Source organism: Aquirufa sp. ROCK2-A2, from assembly GCF_054558485.1.
In genome coordinates this window covers 66,673-81,168 of record NZ_JBPXKA010000007.1, presented here as the reverse complement: position 1 = coordinate 81,168, position 14,496 = coordinate 66,673, and the positions used below count along the sequence as shown (strand labels likewise).

Below are 14,496 nucleotides of genomic sequence, written 5' to 3'. Positions count from 1 at the left end.
TTTAATTTTATGAAAAAATCTTTCCAAGCTATTTTTATTCTATTGCTTCTTTCAATTGGTCAAACACTCATTGCTCAAAAAAGGATCAAAACGATTTCCAAAGACGTATTATTGGATAAAATCAAAGGTGGTTGGGCTGGTCAAACCATCGGTGTGACCTATGGTGGGCCTATGGAATTTCGGTACAATGGTACAATCATTGACGCTTATCAACCCATTATATGGTACGATGGATATTTAAAGAAAACGATGTTGGAAAGTCCAGGATTATATGATGATTTATACATGGACATCACTTTTGTGGAAGTTTTTGAAAAGGAAGGATTAAATGCTCCTATAAGTTCTCATGCCAATGCGTATGCCAATGCGGGTTATGCTTTATGGCATGCAAATCAAGCAGGTAGAAATAATATTTTGAATGGAATGAAAGCGCCTGATTCGGGACATTGGATGAATAATCCACATGCTGATTGTATTGACTATCAAATTGAAAGCGATTTCGCAGGACTTATGTCGCCAGGAATGCCCAATGTAGCTTCTGAAATTTCCGACAAAATTGGCCATATCATGAACTATGGTGATGGTTATTATGGGGGAGTTTTCATTGGTGCTTGTTATTCCTTGGCTTTTGTAAATAATGATGTTTCAACGATTATCAATGAAGCTTTGAAAACCATACCTAAACAAAGCAATTATTATAAATGCTTGTCGGATGTGATTGCTTGGCATAAAAAATATCCCAACGATTGGAAAGCGACTTGGTTTGAAGTTCAAAAAAAATGGGCACAGGATATTGGTTGTCCAGATGGTGTATTTAAGCCATTTAATATTGATGCAACCGTAAATTCTGCTTATGTGGTGATTGGTTTGTTGTATGGAAATGGTGACTATACTAAAACAATGGACATCACGACTCGCTGTGGACAAGATGCCGATTGTAATCCTTCTTCTGCAGGGGGAATTTTGGGTACGATGTTGGGTTATGATAAAATTCCGGCTTTTTGGAAATTAGGTTTAAAAGAGGCGGAGGGTATTGATTTTAAATATACAAGTACCTCATTGAATGATGTTTATGGCTTGGGTTTCAAACATGCCTTGGAAAATATTCAAAATCATGGAGGCAAGGTGGAGAACAACATCGTTGAAATTCCATTTGAGGCACCTAAGCCTGTTAAATTGGAACAAAGTTTTACTGGAATGAGGCCTATCGAGCGTAGAGGAATTGGTAAAACTTTAAAGGATGAAATGGAATTTGAATTTGAAGGAAATGGATTTGTATTGACTGGAGAGGCTTCCAAATGGGCATCTTTAGATCCTTATATCTTCGAAATGGAAGTGTATTTGGATGGCAAATTGATGGAAGTAGCCAAATTACCGGTTTCTTTTACCACACGCAGGCATGAATTTACTTGGAAGTATTTAATTCCTCAGAAAAAGCATCAAGTGAAGTTGAAACTCAAAAATCCAAGTGCTATTCATGAATGTAAAGTGTTTGATTTGTTGGTATATTCTTTTTAGTTATTAATGCGAATTAAGAGTTGAAATATTCATAATTATCTCAATATTCGATATAGCATTGCCATTTATTGGCTAATTCATTTTCCATGGTATTTCTTTTTTTTAGAAAAAAAGAAACAAAAAAACTTAAATTCTGCCAGTTTATCCAAGACGAATCCGCAAGCGGCACGATTTTCACTACGCTTTCGGCTATTTTCTTTGACCCTGACGCACATGGCCCATGCGCGTTGTCAAAGCTCCGCCTACCGCTTCGTTCAAATCTTTCGTCGGATTAACCGTTAGTATCGAGATATAATTAGCTTTAGGAACAAAGGTTTTTGTGATTAAGAACAGTGAAAGTACGCGGTTGCTAACCCTGTCAAAGTATGGTTAATGAGCTTACCGAAGTATCGAAGCCATGTTTATTATGATTGTCACAAAGAGCAGCACGAAAAAATTAATTAGAAATTTTAACCCTTAATTCGCATTAATAACTAATAACTAAACACTGATAACTAAACACTGATAACTAATAACTAACAACTAATAATGCGAATTAAGAGTTGAAATATTCATAATTATCTCAATATTCGATATAGCATTGCCATTTATTGGCTAATTCATTTTCCATGGTATTTCTTTTTTTTAGAAAAAAAGAAACAAAAAAACTTAAATTCTGCCAGTTAATCCAAGACGAATCCGCAAGCGGCACGATTTTCACTACGCTTTCGGCTATTTTCTTTGACCCTGACGCACATGGCCCATGCGCGTTGTCAAAGCTCCGCCTACCGCTTCGTTCAAATCTTTCGTCGGATTAACCGTTAGTATCGAGATATAATTAGCTTTAGGAACAAAGGTTTTTGTGATTAAGAACAGTGAAAGTACGCGGTTGCTAACCCTGTCAAAGTATGGTTAATGAGCTTACCGAAGTATCGAAGCCATGTTTATTATGATTGTCACAAAGAGCAGCACGAAAAAATTAATTAGAAGTTTTAACCCTTAATTCGCATTAATAACTAATAACTAATAAATAAATACTTCCACCAGCACCGTTTTAACCTTTACGGTTCTTCCTACATATTCTTCGGTATCGGTTTTTTCTTCCCAGATTATTTGGTATTGGTTAATTGGTGATAAAGTAGGAAATTTTACAATCAAGGTGGTTTTTGAGTTTTTTTGAGTGGTTTTGATGACCTGAGCGTGTTTTTTTAGGTCGTCTAAGAACTGTGGAATTAATGCTAAAGGGCTTGGAGAAAATGTAAATTGGAGGTGTGTGAGCTCTTTATTCAAAAGGCGAGCATGGTTTAATTTACTACTAGAAGCGATGTATTCGTTTTTTTTTCCCAATTCAGCCTTTCGAAAGCCTTTTTTCTCCATGAATAGTTGGAAGTCTTCATCACTTGATGAGATCAATTTTTCGATATTTGCGCTTGATAATTTTACATAGCTACAAAATTCATCTTTTTCTATTTCGATGTCCAATTCTTTTTGAGCTTTTACGGAAAAGACAAAAGTCAAATGAATTAAAATGATATAAATTTTGCGTAGATTCATGCCGAAATATTCAATACATTAGCATTGAATAGCTAAATTAAGATAAAATACGAATTAATCAGCATGATGTTGTTACAGCTTTATCTTTCGATATTTTTAATTTTTTCTGAATCCTCGGGATGTATTTTTGAAGATGGGTTGTACCGTGCGAAATGGTTGGAAAAGGGTAAATTATCTAATTCATCCATCGTTGTCGACATAGAGGGGTGTTTGATTTTGCGTATACATTACTCAGATAAATCCATTGTTTCAGTTAAATCGGACGACTTAGATGACAATGGACATTCTATCATTCAATTGCCCAATGGACAAAAAAAGGAAGTAATGGTCAATATTCAGGAGCCGGTTACTGAAATGAAATAGTTTACTTAAGATGGTATATCGACCGTATATTCGTTGTTTTCAAAATTGTTTGGATCAGCGCCTGACTTAATATTTAATTCAACCAACTGAGGCTCTTGCCATGATGTTTTAGAAATTTGATTTTCTTGGTTCGACAAATTGTCTTTTTGGGATGTCATAAATGATTTAATTTAGGATTTTATACGATTATAGGTACTTTCTTGTGGCGCACTCCGACTAGGCCTTCCATTGACATTCAAAAGTTCTATTTCTAGATCCTACCATTTTTTTAGAATGAGTGATTTGAATATTTGTTGAGGTAACTTCTTAAATTTTGATCACGATTTTTAGTTTAGACAAAATTAAAGTTCAAAAGTAGTTAATTAAATTCCGTGATTATTGAAAATTAAGTGATTACACACGTATTATTTATCTAATTATTAAAGCTTAGGTCATTGATTTAATGAGGATTTGTTTCTGATTTTAAAATTGACGGTTTTTTATTTCACATAATAATGTAAACCAATACCTAAGTTGAATCCCGTAACGCCTATTCCGGATGAAACATTTAATCGCCCGAATCCTAAATCTCCTGACAATTCAAGATTTTCGGTTAATCTGCCCATAAGTCCAGCCCCAGCTGAATAACCCAAGAAATTCCCTTTGTAGTCGTTTAACACTCCGCCCGTTATGTTGGAAAATTTGTAGTTGTATGTCACAATCCCTAAACCTCCAAAAGCATATGGCTTTAATTGGCCAAATTCACTGGTCTCAAAATAATAGTAATAACGACCTCCGAAAAAATTCATACTTAAATCGCCTACTGAAATGGGATTTATGGTTCCTTGGATACTCGATTTGCTATCTACATTATACTTTACGCTTAGTCCCATCGAAAGAGCCTGGTATTGTACCCCCACGGCTATTTTGTCATTTTGTGCGAAAAGGGCTGAACTAAATAAAAGTCCCGATAAAACGATGATGGTAGAAAAGATTTTTTTCATGTTGTATAATTATAATAAACGAAAATAACGGAAGCTTGAGGTTTTTATTGCCTAATCCAGAGGCTAAAATCACTGATATTTATTTTATTCTGTTTGCTTAAAAAAATCCAATAGATGTTTTTTAGAGATTTGTAAATGTGCTTGGTTATAAAAGAATGTCCGACCTTCAAATTTCACAAACCTGTCTGGGCTTGCTTCCTTTTTAAATTGTTCATAGGCTTTTGTTAGCTCTGTTGTAGGTCCAATGATTGTGCCTGATTTTTCGGTCTTATGTTGGTAAATTGTCGCATCAAAAGGAACGATCCAATGCCATTTTCCTTTTTTGAATACAAAACGGTGGGTAGGTTCGAGTTCATCCTCTTCAAAATCTTCTTCTGGAATATCTTCTGTAAATAATTCTAGGCAATCACCTTCTTGGGCTTGGTACTCAAAATCAAATACATGGGTTGAATTTAATCGTTTTTTAAGGTTCTTTGACACATATCGTTCAAATGGATTGGGTCCAATTAATAATCCCATGATGGTATTTTCTTCATTTTTAAGGATCAATGTTTGATGTAAAATCCAATGAGGTTTGGATCTGTTAACTGTTGAATCACAGGAACAAAGCTTGAAGGGGCCATTTAAGTCGCACATGGTTAGGTATTTTCTTTCCACAAATATCCTTATTCTTTTGAAAATTCGATACGTTGAACAAATGCTTACCGAAATAAAGTGTGACAAAAATGGATAATTGACACATGGATAGCTTGCTGAGTCTGTTGACATGTGAAAGTCACCTACTTTAAACTTTTTACCCTTGTAAATCCTCCTTTATACTACTAAATTCGATACAATTGGAAATTGTGTTAAAATATCATCAATGTTTATATTCGGTCAATTAAAGAAAGTTTTTATTTGTTTTCAGGTATTTGGAATTCGAGGCTTCGTGCTTTTGTTGAAAAAGTATCTGAATTTTAGTTCAATTACACCATTTTCAAGTTCCCATTTACTTCACCCTTTGTGGCTAAGAAATCATTCATCCGACTTCTCCGTATTTTATCAAATTTTTTTGAAGCATGAATATGCCATTAATTTTGCTTTTGAACCCAAGGTAATTTTGGATTGTGGGGCTAATGTAGGATTGGCATCGGTGTATTTCAAAAATCGCTTTCCTCAATCAAAAATCATCTCCATTGAACCAGATCGAGATAATTTTGATATGCTTCTACAAAATACGCGAGGTTATTCAGATGTGTTTTGTGTAAAAGGGGCAGTTTGGAATAAGGAAACAAATTTAATCATCAAAGACCAAGGGATAGGTAGTTGGGGATTTATGATTGAAGAGTCATCTCTTCAAACCAATGATTCGATCAAATCTTATACTATAGCTCAATTGATGACGCAATTTGGCATTGATCAAATTGATATTCTTAAAATTGACATTGAGGGTTCCGAAAAAGAATTGTTTGAAAGCAATTTTGAAACATGGTTGCCCAAAACAAAAGTAATCATTATTGAATTGCATGATAAAATGCGCGCAGGATCAACTCGATCATTTTTCAATGCGCTTTCTACTTTTGATTATTCATTGGAAATGAGTGGCGAAAATTTGATAGTTTTTCTAAATCAAGAGTTGTGAAATTTCAATGAGGCAAAATGATTTGAATCCATCATGCAGATGGTAAATACACTTTTACTTATTGGTTTTTGAATAATTTATTTTTCCAATTTTTATATTTTTCTATTTCTATCCAAATTCTTTTTGCTAACCAACTAAACAAGTAATGCCAAATACTTTTATAATAATCTATTAGAAAAAGTTGATAAAAAACGATTCTTCTTTTTAGTCCCACGTAGAACAAAGAAAATATTCCATAAGTCCTTATGTCCATTGAAATTGTGTTGTAATATTGCTTTTCTAGATACGAAGGCTGAATAAGATTCAGTTTAATTAATACATCATCAGGTATTTCAAAACCAAATTCTTCTTTTAAGTAATTGACAGCATGAATGATAAACGGTTTAAATTGTAATTGTTGGGTAAGTTCATAAAATACTTCCCAATCAATATTTGAATTTTTAGAAATCAACATACTGTCAGAAACCCATCGAAAGGGTGGGATGGGATCAAAATTTCTTCCATGTGTCAATGCAACATAGAGGGTCATCGTTTCAGAAAGTCTTAGATTTCCTTTTGCGTCCTGTTTAGTTTGCTTCCAAACGAGATCGCTTACACTCAAATCCTCAGCATATTCTGGAAAAAGATTCCAATGTAGGTCAATATCAACATCGTATGGGTATTCTAAATGTGCAGCATGGGTGAAATCAAGCATATTCGCGACTCCTTCACTGATGGTAAAATCAAATACCCCTTGGTAGTACAATTTAAAAAATTTCTCTTTGTCACGGAGGGAAATCAAAAGATCTCCATCGTTCATGGGTCTGGAGGAAAATGCTGGATAATAATTATTGGCGTAGTCTAATCCCTTCATAATTATAGAAGGGATTTGGTGTTCTTCCAATTGAGCTTGCAATTTTTGTGCAAAAAATTCTATTTGTTTGTTTCTGAACCAAGTCTTTTTTGTGTGCCCGATTAAATAAGGAATATAGGCATGCTTTGAACCCGTCAAATTATGATGTAAAAGCGGAATGAGTCGTTGACTTCCCGTATCTAAAGGATCCATGAAATGGGATAGGAAATCAGGATGTTGGACATCCAATTGGTCAAGGTATTTGTCAATTAACCAAGATTCAAAGTGTTTTTCTGCCACTTGTAAGTTAGTCAACAAGGCTGCTTTTAGCAAAGCTACCTGACTTTGATTTGGGTAGTTAGCTCTTAAGTTATTCTTGCTCATTTTGTCTTTTTTGGTCAATTCTATTTTTCAAAAATTTCAAAAGGTTTGGGTAATAATCTTTCGATTGCGACATAGAATTTGGCCTGATTCTACGGAGAGAAACTATTTTTGGAGAAAAATAAATCTTTTCATTGTTTGATTTCACTAATTCAACCCACTCAAGGAAATCGATTAAGCTGTTTTCTTCCTTAAACCACGCACCATTCAAAAACACCTTTTTATTGATCAAACAGGTTGTTTTCGAAAAAGATTTTTTTGGAAATTCGGTAAAGGAATAACTGTGGTTTTCAATTTCAGGACTAACAAATTGCCGAACAGCTCCTGCATAAACAGAATAATCGGGGTTATTTTGTACATCGATTAATTGATTTTCTATTTTGTCCAATTCCCACAAATCGTCAGAATCTAAAAACGCTACAAAATCGCCTTCACTAAGTCTCACCCCCAGATTGAGGGATTTGCAAAGTCCTTTATTTTCCTGAGTAAAAACTTTAATTTGATCGCCAAATGATTCCAGAATTTCCAAGGATTTATCCGTTGATCCATCATTGACGACAATAATTTCATGCACTTTAACCGTTTGGTTTAAAATGGAATGAATAGCCTCTGCGACATAGGCCTCACAATTATAACAGGTAACAACGGCACTAATTTTCATGGATTACTTCTTTTATTTTGGCAGATAATTGTCTAAAGTCGGTGCCCGTGGATAATATGTGGCAGTCGAGCTTCTGAATAAAGGCAATCATTTTAGTCGCTGAAGCCGGTGAGCCCCTCATGATCCAAATGGAAGAAGGAACCAATGCTTTGATGGCCTCACTTTTTGAACATTGGCGAACATGGGTATCTATACCTTTGGAAAATACAGGAATCAAAAGTGCCTTTATTTGGAATTTTAAGCACATTTGGCCCGGATATAATTTATTTAAAAAAACTTGTCCTTTTTCCCTTGGGGTACTTTCAATGTTTTCAATGTAGGGCTTTAGTTCGGGAAACATCTCGAATTGCGGAATGTCCAATTTGAGCACATGGTAAAGGCTATAGGCGATGCAATTCTGAGTATCAACCAAAAGGAAATCATCGCCTGCATAGTTTAGACCATGCTGGATGGACGCCAATGAACTGGTGGATTTCCCGGAACCTCCTTTGGCAGTAAGTAAAATGCCTTGGTCATTGATAGCGATTCCAGCGGCATGACACATAAAAAAGGGACTATCTTCGTACCAAAGATGAAAAATGGATCGAAAGGGCGCTACAAGCTCATTGTGAGTGATGAATCGAATATTTTCAAGGACATAAAAGATGCTTTTATTCGCTTTATCGATCCAAATGAAACTTTTTTCATTCGAATTTTTCACTCCGATCAGTCCATTTGGCAATCCCAATAATTGACCATTATAAGGGTCAATGTTTTCCCAATTCAGCAAAAGATTAGGTATTGGAATGTCGACGACGTCCGTTTCCCAACAATAGAGTTGGAAATCGGAGGGGGCCACAGATATTTCCAGCAACAAATGATTGATGCTTTGCAGGTAATACGTTAAATCTGAGAGTTCTGAATAATGCAACTTTAAGATATCAGGTCCTATTTGGTAATCGCTGACTTCTTTTAGCTCATTATGGAGATTTTCTATATCAAAATTCCACACAAGCCTATTATTTTTTGTTTGGCCAGCCTTTGGAAGCTGTTACATCATGAACGGGGTCCAATTCGATGAGTTCTTGCATATCATCATAAATTTCTAGCAATAGAGGTTTAAATGCTTGCGTGCTGATGGAAATGTCGGTGGTCGCTTGCTCCTTCTCAGATATTTCAATGATAATTTTTTCTACCAATAAACTTTCCAGAAAGGCAGTTACTTGGGTAGATAAATCGACTGCACTGCAATCATATCTAGCCATCAAGTATTCGCAAATCTGTTCTTTGTTCGTTGCGTTCTCTAATAAACGTAAGACAACAACACCTGATTCGCTGTTTACGCTGTAATATTTACCAGAAGGAATATTGATGATAACTGCTTCGTTATCAAAAATTTCTTTTGATAAATCGACTTTGTTTAAGATGTAATTCATAACGAAAGAATATTGGGGAATTTTGGTATAAATGATTGAGTATAATGTAGAAATTCTTGTCTATTTTTGACAAGATGTGTTTTAATGAATGAAAATAAGAAAAAAATGGTCGGAGTACAAACATTTTGGTTAAAAGAGGGGGATACGAGTTGGCAGTTTTGGGGGAATAAGCAGAATTTAATGGTAAGTTGTTCGCTTAGTTATTTTCTTTTGAAGAAGCATTTTAATCGAGTTCATTTGGTTTGTAATGAATATGGGAAGAGGTTTATGACTGAGGAGTTGGGATTGAAATTTGATAAAATTCAAATGATTGAGCATGAGGAAACTGAGTTAAGCGATTTTGTTTGGAGTATTCATAAATTGTATGCGTATGCCATTCAGAAAGAGCCTTTTGTACATATTGATACGGATTTTTTTCTATTTGAAAAGCCGTCGGAGGAGTACTTAGATTCGGACATATTTGCACAAAATTTGGAAATCAATCATCCTGTTTACACGGATATGAGAACAAAATCGGTTCAATTGGGATTGAAATTACCCAATTATATTTTGGAAGCGAAACATCCTGCTGTAGCATTAAATGTTGGGATTGTAGGAGGGAAGAATCTGGCGTTTTTTAAAGATTTTTATGTGTTGGCCAAAAATATGTTGGAGGAGAATAGTGTTTTGTTGGAACAACATGCAGAGGAACTTTATTTTTTCTATTTGTTTTTGGAGCAGCATATTTTGTACGAAGCGATTAAGAATAAAGAAATTGACATTCGGACGCTGATAAAACCTTCATTTAAGGTAGCGTATGACCACATCACAAGTTTCACAAATGGTGATATCAAACGACCTTACGTGCATTTAATGGGTAATTTTAAGCAAAATTCAGCATCCCTTGCTTCGATGCACCAAGAACTAAAAGACCTTTGGTCTGAGCAGTTTGAGCGTATTTTTGTAATAGGTAATAGGTAAAAGGTAATAGGTAATAGTTTAGGTATTAGTGATTAATTATTAGTTGTTAGTAAAATAATTAGTCAGCCTATTTCAGGACAAGACAAAACTAATAACTAATAACTAATAACAAAAAATACTAAAAACACTAATCCCTAATCACTAATATCTAAACACTAATACCTATTACCTGACAATGCAATTTATTGGCTAATTCATTTTTTAAGGCATTTCTTTTTTTAGAAAAAAAGAAACAAAAAAACTTATTTTCTACCAGTTAATCCAAGACGAATCAATTTAATTATGAAGTATGAATTATGAGCGTTTTTAAAAATTCATAACTCATAATTCATAACTCATCATTTATTTCTTTTCTTTCGTCGGATTACCGCAAATTCATTTATATGTCCTAAAAAAGAATAATTAGCCTTCACCGATCTGAGTATAAACCTGAGGGCGAAAGATTGAAGAAAGTAATCAGAAAAATTGATATGTCAAGCCCCATTTTGTCATAATTTAAGGATATTCAGCATAAAGAAGTCAAGATTAATTTTTCGCACATGTTTTCACATAAAATATGTTTTCTAAATTTTATTTTATTGGTATTTTAGTTAAAACAATTTCACAATTAAATAACAATGGAAAATCTTAGCAGTTCACCATTGGCTTAAAAGTCCAATACCTTATTTCCTGAATTGGAGAATTTCCAAGACCTATTTTAGCATAATGAGCGGGTTTTAGGCGATGAATTTCATTGAAAAAAGTTTCTTCCACATCAACCGGATAATTCTTCAATTCCTTAGCAACGTATTTTTTATTGATGCTTAAGTTCTCAAGACCAACATAGGCGCGAATGGCTGCTAAAGAGGAAGAAAATAAAATGAAATCTTCATTTTGAAGGTAAAATAGGGGACGAACTCCTAATTGATCTTTTACGCACCACACCATGTTTTTTTCAGCATCATATATAAGAAATCCAAAATCTCCTGATAATCTTTCTAAACATTCCTCTTGATATTTTTCAAACAGAGCTAAGATAATTTCAGAAGCTTCCTGAACCCTTCCATCTCCTAAATCCAATATTAATTCATCCAAGTTATCCAATCGAGCCGATTCTATAAATGTCAAATGGCCTCGTTGAAAACGTATATGATTCGGCGATCCCCATGATTTATGTGACCAAATTTTCGCATGGAATTCTTTATTATTAAATTAGAAAACTTCTTTTTGAGATAAATTATGGAAATATTTATTTACCCTTTTTGATTGAACTGTACCTAGTGAATTGGCGGAAAATTTTGCAAAAAAATGATACATATAGGTATTTGAAAAAAACTTTAAACCAAATCTACATTTTTCTTTTTGTAACTATAATTTATTCAACTATATTTGATTTTTGGAAACTTTTCATTAGTAATCACATTTATCTTTTTTTAATTTCATGAAAAATCAACTGAAAAATTCAACTGAAGTAACTAAAAATGAAGAATTTCAAATTCAAAAGAAATCGTGGCAAGAGCCAAAACTAACGACACTAATTCTAAATTCTGGTATTAACCCAAGGCCATTGGAAGATACCAATTCTGTAACCTCATAAAACATTCCACTATTACTTATCATTTAAATATTATGAAATTCTATGTTCGATTATGAATTTTATTCCCAGCATATTATTTCAGAAATTGAATTTCCTGGGATTCCAACTTTAGAAGCACCTAAATTCAATTTAGATTCAATCCATGTTTCTTATGGTAAAACACCTGAAAAGCTAGAGATTGCCTCTAATCAAGAAAAACCTTTCTCTACATTTAATGAAAATGAATTCCTTTACCGGATTCCAAATATTGCTAACTACTACATTCGGAATGGAAATTAAATCTGCATTGAACCTATTTCAGAAAATTTAACAGAAATCCTTTTATTCTTTTATTCGAATGTCCTAGCTGCTATTTTATATCAGCGAAATCTTATTCCATTTCATGCCTCTGGTGTTAAAATTAATGATACACAAGTAATTCTGTTTCCCGCACCATCTAGAACCGGAAAATCGACAACCGCTTTATTTTTAGATAAATTAGGCTATCCCATTTTTTCAGATGACACAGTCCTCTTAGAAGTAATTAATGGCAAATGCTACGCTACTCCTTCCTATCCCATCATGCGATCATGGCAAAATACAATTGAGCAAAGTGAGCAATTCAATGTAGCGGATGGGTATGAATTAAGGCCGGGTATGTCAAAATTTGGCATTTCAATTAATGATCAGTTTACCTACAAAAAAATGGAGGTTGCCGCCTTAGTATTTTTGAATAACCAAACAGATGAATTAAAAAATCGAAAGTCTAAAAACGAAGGATGTTTTTTTACATTTAGGGCATAATATTTATCGAAAACAATGGATTGCAGGAATGAAAAAACAGATCCCACAATTCCAATTGATTTCTACCATCAGTCAATGCGTTCCAGCCTATTTAGCAAATAGGCCTAAATCGAAGGATACTTTTGATGAATTTTCATCGAGCATTGAAAAGGAAATTATTTATAAATTGAATGGAATCCGTAAATAAAATCATTTGGCTAGCTTCGTATCCAAAATCGGGAAATACATGGTTTAGATCATTTTTAACGGCATTAAAAACAGATGAAAGTGTTTTTAATATAAACGACCTAAAAACAGATGGTATATTTTCAGGCAAAGAACATTTTGAAAACATATTAGATGTTGATTCTGATGTACTGTACCCTGAAGAAATTCAAAAATATCAACGATTGGCTTGGACTCATATTTCTTTACAAGCAAAAAATAAGCAATTTGTCAAAATTCATGATGCTTTTGACTTTTTGTCAAATAATGAAAATCAGCCACTCATTCCTGAAGAAGCTACATATAAAGCCATCTATTTTGTAAGAAACCCATTTGATGTTGTACCTTCGCTCGCCAACCATTCAGGTGATTCCATTGAACAAACTGTTGAATTTATAAATCGGTCAGAGGCTTGTTTTATCAATCTTAAAAAGAAAATAAGTGAAGCGGCAAATCAATTTTATCAACATCTAGGAACTTGGAATGAACATGTGAAAAGTTGGCTTATCCACCCTAAATTTCCCGTTCTTTTTCTGCGCTATGAGGATATGAAATTAAATTCTTTTGAATCCTTTAAAAATGCAGTTAAATTCATGGAATTAGATTATTCAGATGAACAAATACGGCAGGCTTTGATGATAACCTCATTTGAAAACCTCAGAAAACAAGAAGAACAAAATGGATTCAAAGAAAAAAGTAGTAAGACTAAATTCTTTTTTAACAAAGGGGAAATCAATTATGGAAAATCGCTTTTAACTGAAGAACAAATAGAATCAATTAAAATAGTTAATTAAGAAATGATGAAACATTTTGGATATTGGCAATAAATCATAAAAGCTTATGCATATCATAAATCCAGAAAAAGTATTATTTACACAATTAGGTGAGGACGGAGTTTTATTTCATGTAGAAACAAATGAATATTTTAGCACAAACGAAACCTTAACTAAAATTGTATTAGGGCTCCAAAATCAAATGACCAAGGAACAAATAATTGAAAATTTGTTGCTAGAATTTGAAATTGATGAAACAGCTTGCCAAAAATCAGTTGAGATAGCCTTAAAAACCCTTTAAGAAAAAGGGTTTATGCCCCAGCCTTTTTTTGATATTATATCCTTTAAAACCGAATGATCTAAGCTTAAATCATCAAACATCCGCTTAAGTCTGAAATTCTCCTCCTCAAGCTCTTTTAATCGCTTGACATCACTGACAACCATTCCGCCATACTTGTTCTTCCACTTATAGAAAGTGCCTTCGGCGATGGCGTGTTCTCGGCAGATGTCACGGACACTTCGGCCGCTTTCCTGCTGGTTCAAAATCGAAACAATCTGCGTTTCTGTAAATCGGGTCTTCTTCATATGCAATTTAAAATTAAAGGTTTTTTCTTCAATTCTAAACTGTCTGTTATTTAGGGACACTTACATATTTACCTACTTTAAAATGATGATAGGGAAGCCAATTTCCCATGACATAATACAATATCTTATGTTCCTTGGATTGCATGATGGCATCAATGTACACATGTGTACCTTCTGCTAACTTGCCAACTTGCGAAGTGACCTGTGCTCTGATCGGCGTAAACAGTTCAATCAAGATACCTTTGGAATTTACTAGTAATAAGACATTGGGATGAAGATATTCGACATTCTGTTTTCTCTTCATCAAT

At 33.8% G+C, this 14,496-nt stretch carries 20 protein-coding genes and 1 pseudogene; 10 read left to right on the top strand and 11 right to left on the bottom strand.

The features are described from left to right. Nucleotides 1-9: 9 nt before the first annotated feature. A complete protein-coding gene (locus V7S76_RS09890; RefSeq protein WP_459509939.1) occupies nt 10-1,518 on the top strand; it encodes an ADP-ribosylglycohydrolase family protein in 1,509 nt (502 codons plus the stop codon). 1,002 nt (nt 1,519-2,520) lie between these two features. Here V7S76_RS09890 and V7S76_RS09885 read toward each other — a convergent pair. Further along, the gene (locus tag V7S76_RS09885; RefSeq protein WP_459509938.1) at nt 2,521-3,051 is read right to left on the bottom strand and encodes a hypothetical protein; all 531 of its coding nucleotides are present in this window, start codon (nt 3,049-3,051) and stop codon (nt 2,521-2,523) included. A 63-nt stretch (nt 3,052-3,114) separates the two neighbouring features. On the opposite strand from V7S76_RS09885, the gene V7S76_RS09880 reads away from it, so the two are divergent. Continuing rightward, nucleotides 3,115-3,414, top strand: coding sequence for a T-complex 10 C-terminal domain-containing protein (locus V7S76_RS09880; protein WP_459509937.1), 300 nt, complete (start codon nt 3,115-3,117; stop codon nt 3,412-3,414). A gap of 5 nt (nt 3,415-3,419) precedes the next feature. On the opposite strand, the gene V7S76_RS09875 is transcribed toward V7S76_RS09880, so the two are convergent. From V7S76_RS09875 to V7S76_RS09865, 3 genes are all read right to left on the bottom strand, one after another. Further along, a complete protein-coding gene (locus V7S76_RS09875; RefSeq protein ID WP_459509936.1) occupies nt 3,420-3,572 on the bottom strand; it encodes a hypothetical protein in 153 nt (50 codons plus the stop codon). A 321-nt stretch (nt 3,573-3,893) separates the two neighbouring features. Further along, nucleotides 3,894-4,397 carry a hypothetical protein gene (locus V7S76_RS09870; RefSeq protein ID WP_459509935.1) on the bottom strand — a complete coding sequence of 168 codons (504 nt, stop codon included), beginning with the start codon at nt 4,395-4,397 and terminating at the stop codon, nt 3,894-3,896. A gap of 84 nt (nt 4,398-4,481) precedes the next feature. Next, nucleotides 4,482-5,165, bottom strand: coding sequence for a hypothetical protein (locus tag V7S76_RS09865; protein WP_459509934.1), 684 nt, complete (start codon nt 5,163-5,165; stop codon nt 4,482-4,484). A gap of 94 nt (nt 5,166-5,259) precedes the next feature. Between V7S76_RS09865 and V7S76_RS09860 the strand changes: the two genes are divergently transcribed. Next, a complete protein-coding gene (locus V7S76_RS09860; protein WP_459509933.1) occupies nt 5,260-6,018 on the top strand; it encodes an FkbM family methyltransferase in 759 nt (252 codons plus the stop codon). 58 nt (nt 6,019-6,076) lie between these two features. On the opposite strand, the gene V7S76_RS09855 is transcribed toward V7S76_RS09860, so the two are convergent. Genes V7S76_RS09855 through V7S76_RS09840 form a run of 4 tightly spaced genes read right to left on the bottom strand, consistent with a single transcriptional unit; the run spans nt 6,077 to nt 9,307 of the window. Beyond that, a complete protein-coding gene (locus tag V7S76_RS09855; protein ID WP_459509932.1) occupies nt 6,077-7,234 on the bottom strand; it encodes a nucleotidyltransferase family protein in 1,158 nt (385 codons plus the stop codon). Further along, complete coding sequence (locus tag V7S76_RS09850; protein ID WP_459509931.1) at nt 7,221-7,892, bottom strand: glycosyltransferase family A protein; 672 nt, start codon at nt 7,890-7,892, stop codon at nt 7,221-7,223. The genes V7S76_RS09855 and V7S76_RS09850 overlap by 14 nt, the downstream gene beginning before the upstream one ends. Further along, a complete protein-coding gene (locus V7S76_RS09845; RefSeq protein WP_459509930.1) occupies nt 7,882-8,883 on the bottom strand; it encodes a phosphoenolpyruvate carboxykinase (ATP) in 1,002 nt (333 codons plus the stop codon). The genes V7S76_RS09850 and V7S76_RS09845 overlap by 11 nt, the downstream gene beginning before the upstream one ends. Before the next feature lie 7 nt (nt 8,884-8,890). Next, on the bottom strand, nt 8,891-9,307 hold the full coding sequence (locus V7S76_RS09840; RefSeq protein ID WP_459509929.1) for a PqqD family protein: 417 nt from the start codon (nt 9,305-9,307) through the stop codon (nt 8,891-8,893). 105 nt (nt 9,308-9,412) lie between these two features. Here V7S76_RS09840 and V7S76_RS09835 point away from each other — a divergent pair, with 105 nt between their 5' ends. After that, nucleotides 9,413-10,267 carry a DUF6734 family protein gene (locus V7S76_RS09835; RefSeq protein ID WP_459509928.1) on the top strand — a complete coding sequence of 285 codons (855 nt, stop codon included), beginning with the start codon at nt 9,413-9,415 and terminating at the stop codon, nt 10,265-10,267. 627 nt (nt 10,268-10,894) lie between these two features. On the opposite strand, the gene V7S76_RS09830 is transcribed toward V7S76_RS09835, so the two are convergent. Continuing rightward, nucleotides 10,895-11,374 carry a hypothetical protein gene (locus V7S76_RS09830; protein WP_459509927.1) on the bottom strand — a complete coding sequence of 160 codons (480 nt, stop codon included), beginning with the start codon at nt 11,372-11,374 and terminating at the stop codon, nt 10,895-10,897. 313 nt (nt 11,375-11,687) lie between these two features. Here V7S76_RS09830 and V7S76_RS09825 point away from each other — a divergent pair, with 313 nt between their 5' ends. The 6 genes from V7S76_RS09825 (at nt 11,688) to V7S76_RS09800 (ending at nt 13,904) form a co-directional block, all read left to right on the top strand. Next, nucleotides 11,688-11,843 carry a hypothetical protein gene (locus V7S76_RS09825; RefSeq protein ID WP_459509926.1) on the top strand — a complete coding sequence of 52 codons (156 nt, stop codon included), beginning with the start codon at nt 11,688-11,690 and terminating at the stop codon, nt 11,841-11,843. A gap of 42 nt (nt 11,844-11,885) precedes the next feature. Then, nucleotides 11,886-12,122 (top strand): hypothetical protein, encoded by a 237-nt coding sequence (locus V7S76_RS09820; protein ID WP_459509925.1) that lies wholly within the window; start codon nt 11,886-11,888, stop codon nt 12,120-12,122. A gap of 282 nt (nt 12,123-12,404) precedes the next feature. Further along, complete coding sequence (locus tag V7S76_RS09815; protein WP_459509924.1) at nt 12,405-12,626, top strand: hypothetical protein; 222 nt, start codon at nt 12,405-12,407, stop codon at nt 12,624-12,626. A gap of 28 nt (nt 12,627-12,654) precedes the next feature. After that, entirely contained in the window at nt 12,655-12,813 is a 159-nt protein-coding gene (locus V7S76_RS09810; RefSeq protein ID WP_459509923.1) for a hypothetical protein, read from the top strand. Then, entirely contained in the window at nt 12,797-13,624 is an 828-nt protein-coding gene (locus tag V7S76_RS09805) for a sulfotransferase domain-containing protein (protein ID WP_459509922.1), read from the top strand. Before V7S76_RS09810 ends, V7S76_RS09805 begins: the two co-directional genes overlap by 17 nt. A 46-nt stretch (nt 13,625-13,670) precedes the next feature. After that, on the top strand, nt 13,671-13,904 hold the full coding sequence (locus V7S76_RS09800) for a PqqD family protein (RefSeq protein ID WP_459509921.1): 234 nt from the start codon (nt 13,671-13,673) through the stop codon (nt 13,902-13,904). A 23-nt stretch (nt 13,905-13,927) separates the two neighbouring features. On the opposite strand, the pseudogene V7S76_RS09795 reads toward V7S76_RS09800, so the two are convergent. Together V7S76_RS09795 and V7S76_RS09790 are read right to left on the bottom strand one after the other, a co-directional pair. Then, nucleotides 13,928-14,188, bottom strand: a pseudogene (locus tag V7S76_RS09795) (transposase); the annotation flags it as partial. Nucleotides 14,189-14,234: 46 nt separating this feature from the next. Next, a complete protein-coding gene (locus V7S76_RS09790) occupies nt 14,235-14,492 on the bottom strand; it encodes a hypothetical protein (protein WP_459509920.1) in 258 nt (85 codons plus the stop codon). Nucleotides 14,493-14,496: the final 4 nt, after the last annotated feature.

Bases quoted from the DNA above. Each gene is read 5' to 3' on its own strand.
- V7S76_RS09820 (WP_459509925.1), top strand. From the start codon at position 11,886: ATGTTCGATTATGAATTTTATTCCCAGCATATTATTTCAGAAATTGAA.
- V7S76_RS09800 (WP_459509921.1), top strand. From the start codon at position 13,671: ATGCATATCATAAATCCAGAAAAAGTATTATTTACACAATTAGGTGAG.
- V7S76_RS09890 (WP_459509939.1), top strand. From the start codon at position 10: ATGAAAAAATCTTTCCAAGCTATTTTTATTCTATTGCTTCTTTCAATT.
- V7S76_RS09840 (WP_459509929.1), bottom strand. From the start codon at position 9,307: ATGAATTACATCTTAAACAAAGTCGATTTATCAAAAGAAATTTTTGAT.
- V7S76_RS09885 (WP_459509938.1), bottom strand. From the start codon at position 3,051: ATGAATCTACGCAAAATTTATATCATTTTAATTCATTTGACTTTTGTC.
- V7S76_RS09860 (WP_459509933.1), top strand. From the start codon at position 5,260: ATGTTTATATTCGGTCAATTAAAGAAAGTTTTTATTTGTTTTCAGGTA.
- V7S76_RS09880 (WP_459509937.1), top strand. From the start codon at position 3,115: ATGATGTTGTTACAGCTTTATCTTTCGATATTTTTAATTTTTTCTGAA.
- V7S76_RS09810 (WP_459509923.1), top strand. From the start codon at position 12,655: ATGAAAAAACAGATCCCACAATTCCAATTGATTTCTACCATCAGTCAA.
- V7S76_RS09870 (WP_459509935.1), bottom strand. From the start codon at position 4,397: ATGAAAAAAATCTTTTCTACCATCATCGTTTTATCGGGACTTTTATTT.
- V7S76_RS09790 (WP_459509920.1), bottom strand. From the start codon at position 14,492: ATGAAGAGAAAACAGAATGTCGAATATCTTCATCCCAATGTCTTATTA.
- V7S76_RS09875 (WP_459509936.1), bottom strand. From the start codon at position 3,572: ATGACATCCCAAAAAGACAATTTGTCGAACCAAGAAAATCAAATTTCT.
- V7S76_RS09825 (WP_459509926.1), top strand. From the start codon at position 11,688: ATGAAAAATCAACTGAAAAATTCAACTGAAGTAACTAAAAATGAAGAA.
- V7S76_RS09805 (WP_459509922.1), top strand. From the start codon at position 12,797: ATGGAATCCGTAAATAAAATCATTTGGCTAGCTTCGTATCCAAAATCG.
- V7S76_RS09850 (WP_459509931.1), bottom strand. From the start codon at position 7,892: ATGAAAATTAGTGCCGTTGTTACCTGTTATAATTGTGAGGCCTATGTC.
- V7S76_RS09865 (WP_459509934.1), bottom strand. From the start codon at position 5,165: ATGTCAACAGACTCAGCAAGCTATCCATGTGTCAATTATCCATTTTTG.
- V7S76_RS09835 (WP_459509928.1), top strand. From the start codon at position 9,413: ATGGTCGGAGTACAAACATTTTGGTTAAAAGAGGGGGATACGAGTTGG.
- V7S76_RS09855 (WP_459509932.1), bottom strand. From the start codon at position 7,234: ATGAGCAAGAATAACTTAAGAGCTAACTACCCAAATCAAAGTCAGGTA.
- V7S76_RS09815 (WP_459509924.1), top strand. From the start codon at position 12,405: ATGCGATCATGGCAAAATACAATTGAGCAAAGTGAGCAATTCAATGTA.